This window comes from Methylopila sp. 73B (assembly GCF_000526315.1).
In the GTDB taxonomy this organism is placed as follows: domain Bacteria; phylum Pseudomonadota; class Alphaproteobacteria; order Rhizobiales; family Methylopilaceae; genus Methylopila.
In genome coordinates, this window is record NZ_JAFV01000001.1 from 324,877 (window position 1) to 341,572 (window position 16,696).

General features: G+C 70.8%; 16 protein-coding genes and 1 other RNA gene. 13 read left to right on the forward strand and 4 right to left on the reverse strand.

Annotated features, from left to right (window positions below; genetic code table 11):
- Nucleotides 1-7 precede the first annotated feature (7 nt).
- Both K244_RS0101525 and carA read right to left on the reverse strand, forming a co-directional pair.
- Nucleotides 8-568, reverse strand: coding sequence for a hypothetical protein (locus K244_RS0101525; protein ID WP_020184477.1), 561 nt, complete (start codon nt 566-568; stop codon nt 8-10).
- Nucleotides 569-679: 111 nt separating this feature from the next.
- A complete protein-coding gene (carA, locus tag K244_RS0101530) occupies nt 680-1,894 on the reverse strand; it encodes a glutamine-hydrolyzing carbamoyl-phosphate synthase small subunit (RefSeq protein WP_020184478.1) in 1,215 nt (404 codons plus the stop codon).
- Between the two features lie 161 nt (nt 1,895-2,055).
- On the opposite strand from carA, the gene K244_RS0101535 reads away from it, so the two are divergent.
- Nucleotides 2,056-2,511 (forward strand): GatB/YqeY domain-containing protein, encoded by a 456-nt coding sequence (locus K244_RS0101535; protein ID WP_020184479.1) that lies wholly within the window; start codon nt 2,056-2,058, stop codon nt 2,509-2,511.
- Nucleotides 2,512-2,695: 184 nt separating this feature from the next.
- On the opposite strand, the gene K244_RS0101540 is transcribed toward K244_RS0101535, so the two are convergent.
- On the reverse strand, nt 2,696-3,298 hold the full coding sequence (locus K244_RS0101540; RefSeq protein WP_020184480.1) for a cysteine hydrolase family protein: 603 nt from the start codon (nt 3,296-3,298) through the stop codon (nt 2,696-2,698).
- Nucleotides 3,299-3,702: 404 nt separating this feature from the next.
- Between K244_RS0101540 and K244_RS21270 the strand changes: the two genes are divergently transcribed.
- Nucleotides 3,703-4,542: an extensin family protein gene (locus tag K244_RS21270; protein WP_020184481.1), complete on the forward strand. Its 840-nt coding sequence runs from the start codon at nt 3,703-3,705 to the stop codon at nt 4,540-4,542.
- Nucleotides 4,543-4,743: 201 nt separating this feature from the next.
- Nucleotides 4,744-5,151 carry a VOC family protein gene (locus tag K244_RS0101555; RefSeq protein ID WP_024816252.1) on the forward strand — a complete coding sequence of 136 codons (408 nt, stop codon included), beginning with the start codon at nt 4,744-4,746 and terminating at the stop codon, nt 5,149-5,151.
- A 45-nt stretch (nt 5,152-5,196) separates the two neighbouring features.
- Here K244_RS0101555 and panB read toward each other — a convergent pair whose 3' ends face one another.
- Entirely contained in the window at nt 5,197-6,057 is an 861-nt protein-coding gene (gene panB, locus K244_RS0101560) for a 3-methyl-2-oxobutanoate hydroxymethyltransferase (protein WP_020184483.1), read from the reverse strand.
- Nucleotides 6,058-6,278: 221 nt separating this feature from the next.
- Here panB and K244_RS0101565 point away from each other — a divergent pair, with 221 nt between their 5' ends.
- The 10 genes from K244_RS0101565 (at nt 6,279) to K244_RS0101605 (ending at nt 16,696) form a co-directional block, all read left to right on the forward strand.
- Nucleotides 6,279-7,016, forward strand: a complete 738-nt coding sequence (locus K244_RS0101565; RefSeq protein ID WP_020184484.1) for a TerB family tellurite resistance protein — start codon at nt 6,279-6,281, stop codon at nt 7,014-7,016.
- Nucleotides 7,013-7,774, forward strand: coding sequence for an N-acetylmuramoyl-L-alanine amidase (locus K244_RS0101570; RefSeq protein WP_020184485.1), 762 nt, complete (start codon nt 7,013-7,015; stop codon nt 7,772-7,774). The genes K244_RS0101565 and K244_RS0101570 overlap by 4 nt, the downstream gene beginning before the upstream one ends.
- 320 nt (nt 7,775-8,094) lie before the next feature.
- Nucleotides 8,095-8,868: a transglycosylase SLT domain-containing protein gene (locus K244_RS22470; protein ID WP_020184486.1), complete on the forward strand. Its 774-nt coding sequence runs from the start codon at nt 8,095-8,097 to the stop codon at nt 8,866-8,868.
- Nucleotides 8,869-9,051: 183 nt separating this feature from the next.
- An RNA gene (rnpB, locus tag K244_RS22900) (RNase P RNA component class A) lies at nt 9,052-9,463 on the forward strand.
- A gap of 461 nt (nt 9,464-9,924) precedes the next feature.
- Nucleotides 9,925-10,395, forward strand: a complete 471-nt coding sequence (gene mraZ / locus K244_RS0101580; protein WP_020184487.1) for a division/cell wall cluster transcriptional repressor MraZ — start codon at nt 9,925-9,927, stop codon at nt 10,393-10,395.
- The gene (gene rsmH, locus K244_RS0101585) at nt 10,395-11,435 is read left to right on the forward strand and encodes a 16S rRNA (cytosine(1402)-N(4))-methyltransferase RsmH (protein ID WP_020184488.1); all 1,041 of its coding nucleotides are present in this window, start codon (nt 10,395-10,397) and stop codon (nt 11,433-11,435) included. Before mraZ ends, rsmH begins: the two co-directional genes overlap by 1 nt.
- Nucleotides 11,432-11,974, forward strand: a complete 543-nt coding sequence (locus tag K244_RS23825; protein WP_020184489.1) for a hypothetical protein — start codon at nt 11,432-11,434, stop codon at nt 11,972-11,974. Before rsmH ends, K244_RS23825 begins: the two co-directional genes overlap by 4 nt.
- A complete protein-coding gene (locus K244_RS21285; protein ID WP_081761401.1) occupies nt 11,971-13,800 on the forward strand; it encodes a penicillin-binding protein 2 in 1,830 nt (609 codons plus the stop codon). The genes K244_RS23825 and K244_RS21285 overlap by 4 nt, the downstream gene beginning before the upstream one ends.
- Nucleotides 13,801-13,814: 14 nt before the next feature.
- A complete protein-coding gene (locus K244_RS0101600) occupies nt 13,815-15,245 on the forward strand; it encodes a UDP-N-acetylmuramoyl-L-alanyl-D-glutamate--2,6-diaminopimelate ligase (RefSeq protein WP_036305980.1) in 1,431 nt (476 codons plus the stop codon).
- Nucleotides 15,242-16,696, forward strand: coding sequence for a UDP-N-acetylmuramoylalanyl-D-glutamyl-2,6-diaminopimelate--D-alanyl-D-alanine ligase (locus K244_RS0101605; protein ID WP_020184491.1), 1,455 nt, complete (start codon nt 15,242-15,244; stop codon nt 16,694-16,696). The genes K244_RS0101600 and K244_RS0101605 overlap by 4 nt, the downstream gene beginning before the upstream one ends.

Genomic DNA, 16,696 nt, shown 5'->3' on the forward strand with positions numbered 1-16,696 from the left:
GGCGGCGTCAGGCGCTCGCCAGCCGGCATTTGCCCGGCAGGTTCTGGTAGTAGACGCTTTTCAGGCTCGCTTCGAACCAGCGCTGGCCCGGCGCCGCGGGGTCGAACCCGTAGAGCTCGATCGCGATGTCCTCGACCGCCGTCCCGGTCTGGTTGGCGGCCGGCACGGTGACCTTGGACGCGAGGCGCGCCGGCTCCGCCGTGCGGTCGAGCGTCCAGCGCGGTCGCGGCGCGCCCTGGCCGTCGTAGTCGCTGCGCTCGCCGTTCGCCTTCGCCACGTAGATCTGCGCGAAGGCCGCCGGCTCGCCGCGATCGAGCTCGAACAGGAACGCCACGAACGGCTGGCTCTCCACGAACACGTAGAACTGGCAGTAGAGCGTGGGCGCGGCCGGCGCGGCGGCGGCGGCCGTCCGCAACGCCGGCGAGGCGGGCGCCGGCGCGTCGGGCGGCGCGTGGGTCCGGCCGCTTGAGGCCGAAAGGTCCGGCGTGGCGTCGAGATAGACATAGAGCCCCGCCGAAATCAGAAGCGCAGTGAAGAGGCTTAAGGCGATCGAGGCGAAGCGCGTCATGCGTGGGTCCCGGCGGCGGTCGGCTCGAGGATAGCCGGCCCACGCCTGGGGATCGACAGCGGAGTCGCGTTCGACAGGCCTTCGGAAGGAGCGCTCCTTCCGAAAGGCGCTTTACGCCGGCTTGCGGTCCATCAGCTCCACGAAGCGCTGGAACAGGTAGTGGCTGTCCTGCGGGCCGGGGGAGGCCTCGGGGTGATGCTGGACAGAGAAGGCCGGCCGGTCGGTCAGCTCGAGCCCGCAGTTGGTGCCGTCGAACAGCGAGACGTGGGTCTCGCGCGCGGTCGCGGGCAGGCTGTCGCGGGCGACCGCGAAGCCGTGGTTCATCGAGGTGATCTCGACCTTGCCGGTGGTGAGGTCCTTCACCGGATGGTTCGCGCCGTGGTGGCCCTGGTGCATCTTGGACGTCGTCGCGCCGACGGCGAGCGCCAGCATCTGGTGGCCGAGGCAGATGCCGAAGGTCGGGATCTTCTTCTCGAGCACCGCCTGGATGACGGGGACCGCGTACTTGCCCGTGGCCGCCGGGTCGCCGGGGCCGTTCGACAGGAACACGCCGTCCGGGTTCAGCGCGAGGATGTCCTCGGCGGTGGCGGTCGCGGGCACGACGGTGACCTCGCAGCCGGCGGTCGTCAGCATGCGCAGGATGTTGCGCTTGAGGCCGTAGTCGATCGCGACCACGCGCTTCGTCGCCGTTCCTTCCGCGCGCGCGCCATAGGCGCCGGGCACGGCCGCGCCGGGCCAGCTCCAGCCGGCCTCGTCCCAGCCGTAGCGCTGGGGGCTGCCGACGAGCGGCACCAGGTCCTGGCCCTCGAGGCCTTCGAAGCCGTCGAGCACGCTCTTCAGCGCCGCGTCGTCGAAGGCGCCGTCCGGCGCGTGGGCGATGACAGCGTTGGGCATGCCCTTGTCGCGGATGAGGGCGGTGAGCGCGCGGGTGTCGACGCCGGCGATCGCGACGATGCCGCGCGCCTTCAGCCAGGCGTCGAGGTCGCGCGTGGCGCGCCAGTTCGAGGGCGAGGTGACGTCGGCCGCGAACACCGCGCCGCGCACGCCGGAGGCGCCCGCCATGTTCACCGTCTCGACGTCGTCGTCGTTCACGCCGACGTTGCCGATGTGCGGGAAGGTGAAGGTGATGATCTGCCCGGCGTAGGACGGATCCGTCAGGATCTCCTCGTAGCCGGTGATGGCGGTGTTGAAGCAGAGCTCGCCGGCCGCGGCGCCGACCGCGCCCAGGCCGTCGCCCTCGACCAGCGTGCCGTCGGCGAGCAGCAGCCGCGCCGTCGGGCGCGCCTCGTCCCAGCCGCCTTTGGCGGCGCCTTGTTCATGAGCCATGATTGTCTTAAGTCCCGTCGCGCGATCACGCGCCGACGCCTGACGCGCCGATGCGGCCGGAACCTAGGCGCCGCGACCCCCAGCGTCAACGTTTCGGTGACAGATCGAGCTTCTCGCGCGGCGCGGCATGCGCGCGCGACCGCAATGTAAGGACACGACCGATGCGCGACGCCATCACCGCCGCCTTGAAGGACAGCATGAAGGCCCGGGACGCGGAGCGCACCGGCACGCTGCGCCTGGTCTCCGCCGCCATCAAGGATCGCGACATCGAGGCCCGCGGCGAGGGCAAGGGGACGGCGACCGACGACGAGCTGAAGCAACTCCTCGCCAAGATGATCAAACAGCGCCAGGAGAGCGCCTCGATCTACGAGCAGAACGCGCGTCCCGAGCTCGCCGCCAAGGAGAAGGCGGAGATCGCCGTGATCCAGGCGTTCCTGCCGCAGCAGATGTCGGAGGCGGAGGCTGCCGCGGCGATCGACGCCGCGATCGCCGAGACCGGCGCAGTCAGCATGAAGGACATGGGCAAGGTGATGGGCGTGCTGAAGGCGAAGCACACCGGCGCCATGGACTTCGCGGCGGCCAACGGCGTGATCAAGGCGAAGCTGACGGGCGGCTGAGACACACGGAAACGGTGTCATCCCGGACGAGCGTAGCGAGATCCGGGATCGCTTCAGAACGAGCCTGACGACCTGCGTCGTGGGGTCTATCGCGCGCCGGTCCTCGCGCGCATCCTCCGAGAACGGTCCCGGATCGGCCTTTGGCCGTCCGGGATGACGTACGCTCGACCGGGCGTCCGAGAGACTACTTCCCCAGCGCCGCGCCGTTGGGCGCGATGACGGCGAACAGGTCGGCCAGTCCCGCCAGGGCGCCGTCGTGGACCTCGTCGGCCGAGCGCGCCGGCTTGCCGACGGCGCCGGGCAGCGCGCGGGTCGCGGTCGCGTTCTCTACGATCGTCACACCGTAGCCGAGGTCGACCGCCGCGCGGGCGGTGGCGTCGACGCACATGTGCGTCATGAATCCGACGAGGATCAGGTTGTTGCGGCCAAGCGCCTTTAGCGCCGGGTCGAACTCCGGATTGGTGAAGCCGTTCGGCAGCCCCTTCGAAAACACCGGCTCGTCGCCCTGCGGCGCGGCCTGAGGCGCGATCTCGGCGCCCTTGGTGCCCTCGACGAAGATGCCGGCCGGCGCGCGGTGGACGACGTGGACGATCGGGGTCCCCGCCGCGCGGGCCTGCGCCAGGAGGTCGGCGATCGCGTCCAACGCGGGCGCGGAGCCAGGCAATGCGATCGGCCCTTCGACATATTCGTTCTGCGCGTCGATCACGACCAGCGTCGCGTCGGCGAGTGAGGCCGGCTGGGGCGAGGCGCCGGCGAGATCGCGAAGGGTTTTGGGCGCGTCAGCCATAAAGCTCTCCGTAGAACGAGAAAGGGCCGCCGGGTGCGGCAGCCCTTTTGGGTTCGATCAAATCTTCGCGTCGGACGCTCCGGCCGGTCGGCGGCCGCCAGCGTCCAAACGCGCGGCTCGGACCGTCAGAACACGCCGATGACGATGGCGCCGAGGAAGGCGAAGGCGGCCAGCGCCGCCATCAGATCAACTCGTTTCACGACGCTCATGTGGGAAATCCCCAAATTCACTGTTGCGCCTAGATAAACTCGATTCATTCCCTCGACAATAGGGAGTCAGGATCGCTTCGTTAACGAAGCATCCACCTTTGAGGTTCGCCCGCCTAACGAATTCGTCGCTGCGGCGCGGCGCCGGGGGGCGTCCGTCAAGCGCGCCTTAACCAACTCCGTCGCATTTTAACGGCCATGCGCTTCAGGTTCGCCCATGGTTTCGTTCTCGGCTGCGTCGCTGCGGCGCTGAGCGGCTGCGGCTTTTTCGGCGGCGACGAGCGGGAGCCCTGGCGCGGCAAGGTGGAGGCCGCCTGCCTTGCGGCGAAGCTCGTCACGCCGACGGACTTCACCCGGCCGATCGACGAGATCGACGGTCCCGGCGTCTGCGGGCTCGAACATCCGTTCCGAATCTACGCGGTGGCCGACGGCTCCGTCGGCGTGCAGCCGGCGGCGCGGCTGGGTTGTCCGATGACGGCCGTGCTCAACGACTGGATGGTCCGCACGGTGCAGCCCGCGGCGAACGCCCGCTTCGGCGTCGCCGTGGCGGAGATCAAGAACGCCGCCTCGTTCGGCTGCCGCACCCGGAACAACAAGCGCGGCGCGAAGCTCTCCGAGCACGGCTTCGGCAACGCGCTCGACATCTCCGCCTTCATCCTCGCGGACGGCCGCGAAATTTCGATCGCGCGCGACTGGCGCGGAGGGACGCCCGAGGCTCAGGCTTTCCTGCGCGAGGCGCACGCCGGCGCCTGCGGGGCGTTCAAGACGGTTCTGGGACCCGGCAGCGACGCGCACCACGAGAAGCACCTGCACCTCGACCTCGCGCGCCATGATCCCGAGGGACGCCGCGCCTACTGCCGGCCGACCCCGATGATGCCCGAGCTTCCGCCGGAGCCCGAACTCGCCCCCCAGGGCGACGAGCCCGCCGTGAGCTACGCGCCGGACACAAACGCGTTCGACGGCCCGACCGGCTCCATCGCGCAGCGGCGCTGGGACAACGTTTCCGAGCCACCTGCGGACTGGCAGACAGACGAGTGACGGCGCCCCGGCCTCGCGTAGGGATGTCGGACGCTCGTCTTTTTCGCCGCCAGTCGCGAAGGAGCGTCGGGATCTAGGCGAAGCCGCGAAGCCCGGGACGTCAGGACATGCGGGGCATCGGCTACTACCCGCGGTCAGCTCTGGTCGCTTGCGCAACCCGCTGGCGGACTCCGGCCACCACGCGCTCAGGGGGTGCAGGTCATGATCGACCATATGGGCGTCAGCCCTGCCGACATCGTAAGCGCGCGTCGATTTTACGACGCCGCGCTCAGGCCGCTTGGCATCGTGGCCGTGATGGAGGTGACGCCCGAACAGACGGGGGGCTACCACGGAATAGGCTACGGAATCGGCCTAAAGCCGTTCTTCTGGTTGTCCAGCGACAGCCGACGCGCCTCGCCGCCGGGCGCCCGAGGACTTGGGATCCATGTTGCGTTCGCGGCGGGCAGCCGAGCGACCGTCGACGCCTTCTATGCGGCGGCGTTGGCGCATGGGGGCAGCGACAACGGACCTCCGGGCGTGAGGCCTCATTATCACCCGGCCTATTATGCGGCCTTCGTGATCGACCCGGACGGGGTCAACGTCGAGGCCGTATGTCATAAGCCCGAATGAGGTGGCGGGCGGGCCACCCTTCATGCCCTACGCAAGAGCCCAAGCTCACCCCGCCGCGATCTTCGGCTTCGGCAGTCCGTAGAGGTGCTCCTCCGCCGGGAAGCGGCGGGCCCGGACGTCGGCGGCGTAGGCGTCGGCCGCGGCCTTCATGGTCGCGCCCACGTCGGCGTACTTGCGGACGAACTTCGGCACGTGGCCGAAGGTGACGCCCATCATGTCGTCGGTGACGAGAATCTGGCCGTCGCACTCGGCGGAGGCGCCGATGCCGATGGTCGGAACGCGGATCGTCTCGGTGATGCGAGCCGCAAGAGGAGCGACGACGCCCTCGACCACCACCGCGAAGGCGCCGGCGTCGGTCACCGCGCGGGCGTCGGCGAGGATGGTCTCCGCCTCGGCCGCGAGCTTGCCGCGGGCGGCGTAGCCGCCGAGCGCGTTCACCGACTGCGGCTGCAGGCCGATGTGCGCGAGCACGGGGACGCCGCGCTGGGTGAGGAAGGCGATGGTCTCGGCCATCACCGCGCCGCCCTCGAGCTTTACGGCGCCGCAGCCGGTCTCCGCCAGGATGCGGGCGGCGTTGCGGAAGGCTTGGGCCGGGCTTTCCTGATAGGCGCCGAAGGGCAGGTCGACCACCACGAGCGCATGCCGCGCGCCGCGCACCACGGCCGCGCCATGGGCGATCATCATGTCGAGCGTCACTGGGATCGTGCTCGGCAGGCCGTAGACCACCATGCCGAGGCTGTCTCCCACGAGCAGCAGGTCGGAGGCCTCGTCCAGCGCCTCCGCCACCGGCGTCGTGTAGGCGGTGAGGCAGACGAGCGGCGTCGCTCCCTTCGCCGCGCGGATGGCGGCGACGGTGACGGGCTTCGCGGTGGGCGCGCTTGCGGGCGGCCTGGCGTGTGCGCTCATGGCGTTCGGTCCTCCGGGGCGGCTGCGAGCCGCCGACGGCCGGCGCGTTTCCTGCAACGGCGTCGCCGGCTGGGACGGAGATTTGGTCGCATCCGGCCGATTGTTCCAGTTCTTTATCATCCCGGCGCACAAAAATGCGGCTCGATCGCGCCTCGCGAGGCGGCGTTCGCGTCGCCCGAGGCGGGCGGCTACAGTCGCGCCCCGAATCAGGAGCGGCGGCGATGTGGTTTTGGGGCAAGATCGGCGGGGCGGCGGCGGGCCTCGCGCTCGGCGGACCCCTGGGCGCGCTTGCGGGCGCGGTCGCTGGTCATTTTCTCATCGATCGCGAGACCGACCCGGAGGCGCTCGCCGCGCGCGACCGCGAAAAGCGCGAGGTCGCCTTCACCGTCGGCGTGATCGCGCTCGCGGCCAAGATGGCGAAGGCGGACGGCGTGGTCGCCTGCGTGGAGGTGGACGCCTTCCGACGCGTGTTCTCCATTCAGGAGAGCGACCTGAAGCGCGTCGGCCAGCTGTTCGATCTCGCGAAGCAGGACGTGGCGGGCTTCGACGCCTACGCCCGCCAGCTCGCCGATCTCTTCGCGGACGATCCGGCGACGCTGGAGGACGTGCTTTCGGGCCTCGCGCAGATCGCGGCGGCGGACGGCGCCGTGCATGAGGCGGAGGCCGCCTACCTCATGGAGGTCGGCGCGATCTTCAAGCTGGACGCGGCGCGGCTTCGGCGCGCGCTCGCACGTCACATGAAGCTCCCTGCGGCCGACCCTTACGCGATCCTCGGAGCCGATCCCGGCGCGAGCGACGACGACCTCAAGCGCCGGCATCGCGCGCTGGTGGCCGAGACCCATCCCGACCGGGCGATCGCGCGCGGCCTGCCCGAGGAGGCGGTGCGGATCGCGACCGAGAAGCTCGCCGCGGCCAACGCCGCCTGGGACATGATCCGGCGCGAACGGGGGCTCGCATGACCGCCTTCACGCCCGACAGTCCCCTCGTCGCGGAGGTGCGTCCCGCCGCGAACCACGACGAGCGCCGCGACGGGCGCGAGCCGGACATCCTGCTGCTGCACTACACCGGCATGGCCTCGACCGAGGCCGCCTGCGCGAAGCTGTGCGCGGCCGACGGCGGCGTGTCGTGCCACTACGTGGTGCTCGAGGACGGCCGGATCCTGCAGCTGGTGCCCGAGGAGCGGCGCGCCTGGCACGCCGGCCGGTCGTCTTGGGAGGACGAAACCGACGTCAATTCGCGGTCGATCGGCGTCGAAATCGCCAATCCCGGCCACGACCATGGCTATCCCGATTTTCCACAGGAGCAGATCGCGGCGGTGATCGAACTCGCCCGCGACATCTGCGCGCGGCGGTCGATTCAACCGGAGCGGGTGTTGGCGCATTCCGACGTCGCGCCGCTGCGCAAGATCGATCCGGGAGAGAAGTTTCCGTGGGGCCGGCTCGCGGCGGCGGGGGTCGGTCACTGGGTCACGCCGACGCCGATCGAAGACACTACGGCGCTAGGGCCGGGCGACGAGGGCGAGCCGGTCGAACAACTCCAGACGCTGCTCAGTCTCTATGGCTACGGGCTCGAGATCGACGGGTTCTACGGGGAGACCATGCTGGCGGTCGTGCGCGCCTTCCAGCGGCACTTCCGGCCAGCTCGCGTCGATGGGATCGCGGATTTCTCGACGTCCCGGACGCTGCGCAACCTGCTGCGGCGACTTCCGGCGCGCTGAGCCGCACCGCCTCAGTCTCGTCACACCACCGTCAAGAAGCGAACGCGCTCCGGTCGAGCCGAGGTCATGTTCGCACGGCTTTAGCTTCCCCCATGCGAAACGCATAGGGGAGTAAGCATATGCGTAAGACGACGCTCGTCGCCGCCATCCTTGCGGCGACCGTCGCCTCGGCCAACGCTGCGCCGGTTTCTGAACGACTTGCCCGGGGGGCGAGCCAATCCACCAAATCTGCAGACGTCCGTAATTCCACTTCCTCGGCGATAACGACATCTAAACGTCCGGTTAACGCGAAGGTTCCGGCGAAAGCCGCTCCGACGCCCGTGGCGGCCGGCGCGGCCGCCTTCACCTCCGCCCGGTCGGCGGGCTCGCCCTCCAAGGGCGGCGGCCTTCCCATGCGGGCCGCGACGCCCGTTCCGGCCCAGGCCGCCGCGGCGCCTGTCGCGCAGGAGACCCGCACGACCTCCCGCAAAGCCGTCCGGCAGGCGCGGGTCCGCGAGGTCGCGAAGACGCGGCGGGCCGCCAGCGTCCGGCAGGCCTCCACGTCTCGCGCGGCGCGCCGCGCGGCGGCGCTCGCCTCCAAGACCGACACCGTCGCGCTCCAGCGCGACGTCGAGCTTCCCGACGCGCCGAAGCCCGGCGCCGAGGCGTCGGCCGCGAACCTGCCCGCCGGTTCGATCCCCTCGATGGTCACCGCCATGGCCCGCGCCCAGGGCGTCAGCCCGGCGCTCGCCCATGCGGTCGTCAAGGTCGAGTCCCGCTACCGCCCGAACGCCACCGGCCGGGGCGGCTACATCGGCCTGATGCAGCTGAGCTACCAGACCGCCAAGGGCATGGGCTTCCGCGGCAGCCGCCAGGCGCTCTACGAGCCGCGCGCCAATCTGACCTACGGCATGAAGTACCTCGCAGGCGCTGTCGCCAAGTCCGGCGGCAACACCTGCGCGGCGGTGTCGAAGTATCAGGGCGGCCACGGCGTGCGCGGCGTCACCCGCGCCGGCGCGGTGTACTGCGCCAAGGTCAAGCGCTTCATGGCCGAGGGCGTTCCGGCCTCCGGCCGCCAGACGGCGGACGCGGCGGCGCCTCAGTCGAAGTCCTGAGCGCTCCGTCATCCCGGACGACCGAAGGTCGAGCCGGGATCGCTCTCCGATCAAAGGCCCTGTCCTCGCGCCGGAGCCCGTTCGGAGAACGATCCCGGCTCGCGCCGTTCCGGCGCGTCCGGATGACGATCATGCCCCGACCTCGGCTTGACCCCGGAGACGCCGCCGCCCACAAGGGCGGCGTCAGTCGGCCGGACGGCCGCTTCGGTTCACGCCGGAGAGGAAAGTCCGGGCTCCATGGAAAGCACGGCGCCGGATAACGTCCGGCGGGGGCGACCCCAGGGAAAGTGCCACAGAAAGCAAACCGCCTCCGGCCTTCGGGCCGGCGGTAAGGGTGAAAGGGTGCGGTAAGAGCGCACCGCGCTGCCGGTAACGGGAGCGGCACGGCAAACCCCGCCGGGAGCAAAACCGAATAGGGGCGACGCGTCTTCCGTCTTCGGGCGGAGGGCAGGCCCGCTTCCAGGCCGTCGCCCGGGTTGGTTGCTTGAGGCGTCCAGCGATGGGCGTCCCAGAGGAATGGCCGTCACGTGCGGCGGGAGGGGGCGACCCCTTGCGCCGCGCCATACAGAACCCGGCTTACAGGCCGACTGACGCTTCTGTCTTCCACACTGAGCGATCGGGCCGCCCCGCAGGCGATTCGCGCCCGCGGAGCCCTGCGCCAAACGGCGCCGCCCACGCCAGCTGTTCGCCGCCTCAGATTTTCGTCTGACGAGAACGACTGGGAGAGGCCGCCAACGCCGCTCCGCAACGGGTTCTTAACCCTAAGGAAGTTCTACTGACGGCGTCGCGTACCGGCGCGACGCGGCCCTTGTCAGGTGATGCGTCCTGGGCCGCGTCGAGCGGGGCCGCCAACCCCGTTTCGTTGACGCCCATACGGCCCCATGATATCCCAAATCATCCCGTCGAAGCGGCAGGCTGGAGGTTCTCTCGGGGGATCCCCAGCGTTCGGCGTCGTAGCGTTCCGCGCTGCGCGCGCGGCTGGAGACGTGCGCCTTTCGCCTGTGTTCTCAGGCGAGGGCGGTCGGGGCGCCGCCTTCCGCGGCGATGTGGGGGGCCATGGACCGCTTCGTGTCCAATTTCACCAATCGCCTGGATGCGAAGGGCAGGGTGTCGATCCCCGCGCCGTTCCGGGCGGTGCTGGCGCGCGACGGCTTCGAAGGGCTCTACGTGCATCCCTCTCTGGACCTCGCGGCGCTGGACGCGGGCGGCAATGCGCTGCTGGCGGACATCGACCGCCTGCTGGAGACGCTGTCGCTCTATTCCGACGAGCGGGACAGCCTGGCGACGGCGCTGCTGGGCACGAGCGAGGTGCTGAAGGCGGACGGGGAGGGGCGCGTCATCCTCACCGAAAGCCTCAAAACCTACGCCGGGATCAAGGATCAGGTGACCTTCGTGGGGCAGGGGCGGAAGTTTCAGATCTGGGAGCCGGCGAGCTTCCAGGCGCATCTCGCAAACGCGCGGGAGACCGTGCGCGGCTTGAAGCGGCGGCTCGGCGCGCCGACGCCTCCGCTGGAGCCGGCGTCGTGATGGCCCGCCGCGAACGCCGCCCGGAGCGCGATCCGGCGGACGCCCGCCCGCACCTTCCCGTGATGCTGCCCGAGGTGCTGGCCTCGCTCGCTCCCAAGGACGGCGAAACCTATCTCGACGGCACCTTCGGCGCCGGCGGCTACACCCGCGCGATCCTCGAGGCCGCCGACTGCCGCGTGATCGCGACCGACCGCGACCCGACGGCGATCGCCGCCGGCTACGCCATGGTCTCCGAATTCAAGGGCCGTCTGACGCTGGTCGAGGACCGCTTCTCCAACCTCTCGCACGTGCTGGACCAGCTCGGTCTCGACGGGATCGACGGCGTCGTGCTCGACGTCGGCGTCTCCTCGATGCAGCTCGATCAGGCCGCGCGCGGCTTCTCCTTCCGCAACGACGGCCCGCTCGATATGCGGATGGGCGGCGAGGGCCCGAGCGCCGCCGACCTCGTGGCCGACCTCGACGACAAGGAGCTCGCCGCCGTGCTCAGGACTCTCGGCGAGGAGCGCCGCGCCGGCGCCGTCGCCCGCGGCATCTGCGCCGCGCGCGAGACCGAGCCGATCACGACGACGCTGCGTCTCGCCGATGTGGTCGAGGGCGTGCTCGGCAAATCCTACGACGGCATCCACGCCGCCACCCGCACCTTCCAGGCGCTGCGCATCGCGGTGAATGACGAGCTCGGCGAGCTTGGCCGCGCGCTGTTCGCGGCCGAGAGCCGGCTGAACCCCGGCGGGCGGCTGGTCGTCGTGGCGTTCCACTCGCTCGAGGACCGCATCGTCAAGACCTTCCTCGCCGACCGCACGCGCACGGTTCCCGGCGGCTCACGCCACATGCCGGCCGCGACCGTGCCGCCGGCGACGTTCCAGGCCCTGTCGCGCGGGGTGGTGAAGCCCTCCGACGAGGAGGTCGAGGTCAATCCTCGCGCACGGTCCGCGCGGCTGCGGGCCGCGGTCCGCACCGAGGCGCCGGCGCGCGGCGGCGACGCCTTCGCCTTCGGCGTGCCGCGTCTGCCGCTCGGCGGACTTGAAGGAGCCGGCTCGTGAAGATCGCCCGCCTGCTCAACGTGGTCGCGGTGCTGGCGCTCGTCGGCGCGGCCGTCACCGTCTACCGCATCAAATACGACGCCACGATGCACTCCGAGCACGTCACCAAGCTCAAGCGCCAGATCGCGCAGGAGAAGGACACGATCGCGGTGCTGAAGGCGGAATGGTCCTTCCTCGCCCGGCCCGACCGCGTCCAGGCCTTCGCCGAGCGCCATCTCGAGCTGAAGCCGCTGCGCCAGGGCCAGACCATCACCGTGGCGTCCCTGCCGGACCGGCCCGCGCCGGTTGATGAGATCGGACACAAGCTGGAGGCGCTTGGCCTCATGGGCGCCGACGCGAGCCTCGCGACCGACGCGTCGGGCGAAGCCAAGAAGGCGGCCGCCGCGCCGGCGAAGAAGACCACGATCGCGGTCAAGCCGACCTCGCAGCTGAGGGCGCCGGTCAACCGCCCGGCGCCGCAGAAGCCGGCGACGCCGAAGGTCGGCCAGCCGTTGAACATCACCGACTTCCTGCGTCAGAACCCGGGGCTTCTGCGATGAACCGCGACGCCTTCCTGAGCGCCGCCGCACGCGGGTGCGGCGCCTCGGCCCGCGCCGTCGGCCGCGCCGCCATAACCTCGGGCCGCTGGACCGCCTTCGGCCTGCGCGGCCTGTTCCGCCTGCTGAAGAAGCTGTTCTTCCTGCTGGTCGGCCGCGGCGAGGGCCTCGGCCTCACCAACGGGCGGCTCCGCATCGCCATGCTCGCCTTCGGGATCGTCTACCTGACGATCGTCGGCCGGATGGTGCAGTACGCCGTCGCGCCGGACGTCGGCGCGGTCGCGAAGGCGAGCCAGCAGGTGGCGGCGGTCTCTCGCCCCGACATCGTCGACCGCAACGGCCAGGTGCTCGCGACCGACATCAAGGTGTCGTCGCTCTACGCCGAGCCGAAGAACATCATCGACGTGGACGAAGCGGTGGAGCTGCTCTCCGGCGCCCTGCCGGAGCTGAACCGCGACGAGCTGCGCGCCCGCCTGTCGACGAAGAAGGGCTTCGTCTGGCTGAAGCGCGAGGTGACGCCGCGCGAGCAGGTGGCGGTGTTCCGCCTCGGCATCCCCGGCGTCGGCTTCATCCAGGAAAACAAGCGCATCTACCCGAACGGCGACATCGTCGCCCACATCCTCGGCTTCGCCGACGTGGACAACAAGGGCATCGCCGGCATCGAGAAGTATCTCGACACTAGCGGCATGACGGCGAAGGCCGCCGCGATCGCCGCGGACGGCGGACGCATGGAGCCGATCCACCTCGCGCTCGACCTCAAGGTCCAGCACGCGGTGCGCGACGAGCTCGCGGCCGGCATCAAGAAGTTCAAGGCGATCGCAGGCTCCGCCGCCATCGCCGACGTCGATACCGGCGAGATCGTCAGCCTCGTCTCGCTGCCGGACTACGACCCGAACAACCCCGTCGACGCGTTGAAGCCGGACCGCATCAATCGCGTTAACGTCGGCGTGTTCGAGATGGGCTCGACCATGAAGGCTCTCACCATCGCGATGGGCCTCGACAGCGGCAAGTTCAACCTGCAGAGCCGGATGGACGCCCGCGCGCCGCTTCAGTACGGCAAGTTCCGCATCCACGACTTCCACCCGACCAACCGGGTGCTGACGATCCCGGAAGTGTTCGTGCACTCCTCGAACATCGGCACCGCGCGGATCGCGCTCGGCATGGGCGTCGACGCGCACAAGGCGTTCCTCGCCAAGATGCGCCAGCTCAACCGGCTGCAGACCGAGCTGCCGGAAAGCGCGCGGCCCATCCTTCCGCCGCGCTGGGGCGAGCTGAACACCATCACGATCTCCTTCGGCCACGGCCTCGCGATCGCGCCGATCCAGTCGGTGATGGCGGTGGGCGCGCTGGTGAACGGCGGCTACCTGATGACGCCGACCTTCATGCAGCGCACCGCCGCGGAGGCCCGCGCCGCCTCGGTGCAGGTGCTCAAGCCCTCGACCAGCGTCGCCATGCGCTACCTCATGCGCCTGAACGCGGAGAAGGGCTCGGCCAAGAAGGCCGACATCCCGGGCTATCGCGTCGGCGGCAAGACCGGCACCGCCGAGAAGGTGGTCGGCGGCCGCTACGCGAAGAACAAGAACCTGACGGCCTTCACCGCCGTGTTCCCGATGGACAAGCCGAAGTACATGATGCTCGTCGTGCTCGACGAACCGCAGGCGCTGCCCGAGACCCACGGCTTCGCCACCTCCGGCTGGAACGTGGTGCCGGTGGGCGGCAAGATGGTGGAGCGCATCGCGCCGCTGCTGGGCGTCGAGCCGATCTACGACGCGCCGCCGGCGCAGGACCTGCTCGCCTCGATCGGCGCGACCGTGGGCGCGGTGCGGTGACGACGCTCGGAGCGCTGTTTCCAGGCGTCGGCCTCGACGCCGCCGCCGCCGCCACGCCCGTCACGGGACTGACCGCCGACAGCCGGGCCGTGACGCCCGGCGCGGTGTTCGCGGCGCTCGCTGGCGCGAAGACCGACGGCGCCCGCTTCGTCGCCCAGGCGCTGGAGAAGGGCGCGGCCGCGATCCTGTCCGAACAGGCGCTCGAGGCGCCGGTTCCCGTGGTGCGAGTCGACGACGCGCGGCTTGCGCTGGCGAAGGCCGCGGCGCGGCTCTACCCGCGCCAGCCGGCGACGATCGCGGCGGTGACCGGGACCAGCGGCAAGAGCTCGGTCGTCACCTTCCTCCGCCAGATCTGGAGCCACGCGGGGTTCAAGGCCGCGAGCCTCGGCACGCTCGGGGTTACGGGCCCTTCGGGCGCGACCTACGGTTCGCTGACGACCCCGGACCCGGTCTCGCTGCACCGGACGCTGGACGAGCTTGCGGGCGAGGGCGTCAGCCATCTCGCGATGGAGGCCTCGTCCCACGGGCTCGATCAGAAAAGACTGCACGGCGTTAACCTTAACGCCGCCGGTTTCACCAATCTCTCACGCGACCACATGGACTACCATCCGACGGTCGAGCACTACCGCGACGCCAAGCTGCGGCTGTTCCGCGAGCTGCTCCCCGGGGACGGGACGGCGGTGGTCTGGGCGGACGCGCCGGACGGCGCGGCCTTCGCAGACGCCGCGCAGCAGCGGGGACAGCGCCTGTTCACCGTCGGCGCGAGGGGCGAAACGTTAAGACTAACAGACGTTAAGACCGATGGGCTGGATCAGATCCTAAGCGTGGAGGGGATCGCCGGCCCACGCGATGTGCGACTTCCGCTCGCGGGCGCGTTCCAGGCCCAGAACGCCCTGACCGCCGCTGGCCTCGCCATCGCGACGGGCGTCGCGCCCGAGGTCGCCCTCGACGCGTTGGAGCGGCTCGAAGGGGTGCCTGGGCGGCTCGAGCTCGTCGGCGAGCGCGACGGCGCGGCGGTTTTCGTCGATTACGCCCACAAGCCGGACGCGGTCGCGTCCGCGCTCGCGGCGCTGCGTCCGTTCGCGAAGGGACGCCTCGTCGTGGTGTTCGGCGCCGGCGGCGACCGCGACCCGGGCAAGCGTCCGCTGATGGGCGAAGCCGCGACCGCGGCGGCCGACGCCGTCATCGTCACCGACGACAACCCGCGCGGCGAGGACCCCGCGACGATCCGCGCCGCGATCCTCGCCGCCGCGCCCGGCGCCCGCGAGATCGGCGACCGCAAGGCCGCGATCGAGACCGCTGTGTCCGAGCTACAGCCCGGCGATGTTCTCGTCGTCGCCGGCAAAGGTCACGAAACGGGCCAGATCGTGGGAGATCGGACGCTGCCGTTCTCGGACCACGACGTCGTCCGGGACGCTCTCAAGCGGAAGGGGACCGCCGCATGACGACGTCCAGCATGTTCGCCGAGCCGCTGTGGACCACGCCCGAGCTCGCCCTCGCGACCGCCGGCCGCGTCGTCGGCCGCGCCGACGAGCCCGCGACCGGGGTCTCGATCGACAGCCGCACCGTGGCCCGCGGCGACGTGTTCTTCGCGATCAAGGGCGACGTGCACGACGGCCACAAGTTCGTCGCGGACGCGCTCGCCCGCGGGGCGGCGCTCGCCGTGATCGACGAAGCCCATGCGGCCGAGCTGAAGGACGCCGGCGCGCTCCTGGTGGTGAAGGACGTGCTCGCCGCGCTGGTCGCGACCGGCGTCGCGGCGCGCGCCCGCTCGAAGGCCCGGATCGTCGCCGTGACCGGCTCGGTCGGCAAGACCTCGACCAAGGAGGCGCTACGCCTCGTGCTGGCCGAGGACGGCCCGACCCACGCCTCCGCCGCGTCCCACAACAACCACTGGGGCGTGCCGTTGACGCTCGCCCGGCTGCCGCGCTCCGCCGCCTACGGCGTGTTCGAGATCGGCATGAACCATCCCGACGAGATCCGGCCGCTGGTGAAGATGGTCCGCCCGCACGTGGCGGCGATCACCAACGTCGAGCCGGTGCATCTCGCGGCCTTCCCCAACGTGGAGGCGATCGCCGACGCCAAGGCCGAGGTGTTCGAGGGCTTCGCCAACGGCGGCCATGCGGTGATCAACCGCGACAACCCCCATTACGAGCGCCTGAAGACGGCGGCCACGGCGGCCGGCGCCGCGGTCTGGAGCTTCGGGGAGCACGTCTCGTCCGACGCCCGGCTCGACCGGCTCGCCATGAAGGAGCAGGGCTCCTGCGTCGCGGCGACGGTGCTGGGCGAGGGCGTGACCTTCAAGATCGGCGCGCCCGGCCGCCACGTGGTGCAGAACGCGCTCGCGGTGCTCCTGTCCGCCAAGCTCGCCGGCGCCGACCTTGCTCTCGCCGCGCTCGCGCTCGCCCGTTTCGCGCCGCCGGCCGGCCGCGGCAAGCGGCTGGCGCTGAGCGCCCCCGGCGGCGTGCTCACCGTCATCGACGAGAGCTACAACGCCAACCCCGCCTCGATGCGCGCCGCGCTCGCGCTGCTCGGCCAGAGCCCGGTTCAGTCCGGCGGCCGGCGGATCGCCGTGCTGGGCGACATGCTGGAGCTCGGCCCCGAGTCGGAGGCGCTCCACGCCAAGGTGGCCGAAGCGGCCGCGAGCGCGAAGATCGACCTCGTGTTCACGGCCGGACCGCTTATGAAGGCGCTGAACGACGCGCTGCCGCCCGCCCGGCGCGGCGGATGGGCCGCGACCGCGGCGGAGCTCGAACCGAAGCTCTTCGAGCGGCTGCGAGGAAAGGACGTGGTGATGATCAAGGGATCGAACGGCTCCAGGATGGGGCCGTTGGTGGCGGCGCTCAGGGACCGCTTCGCGCCCGCCGACGAGACCTTCGCGGCGGGGTCGCTCTGA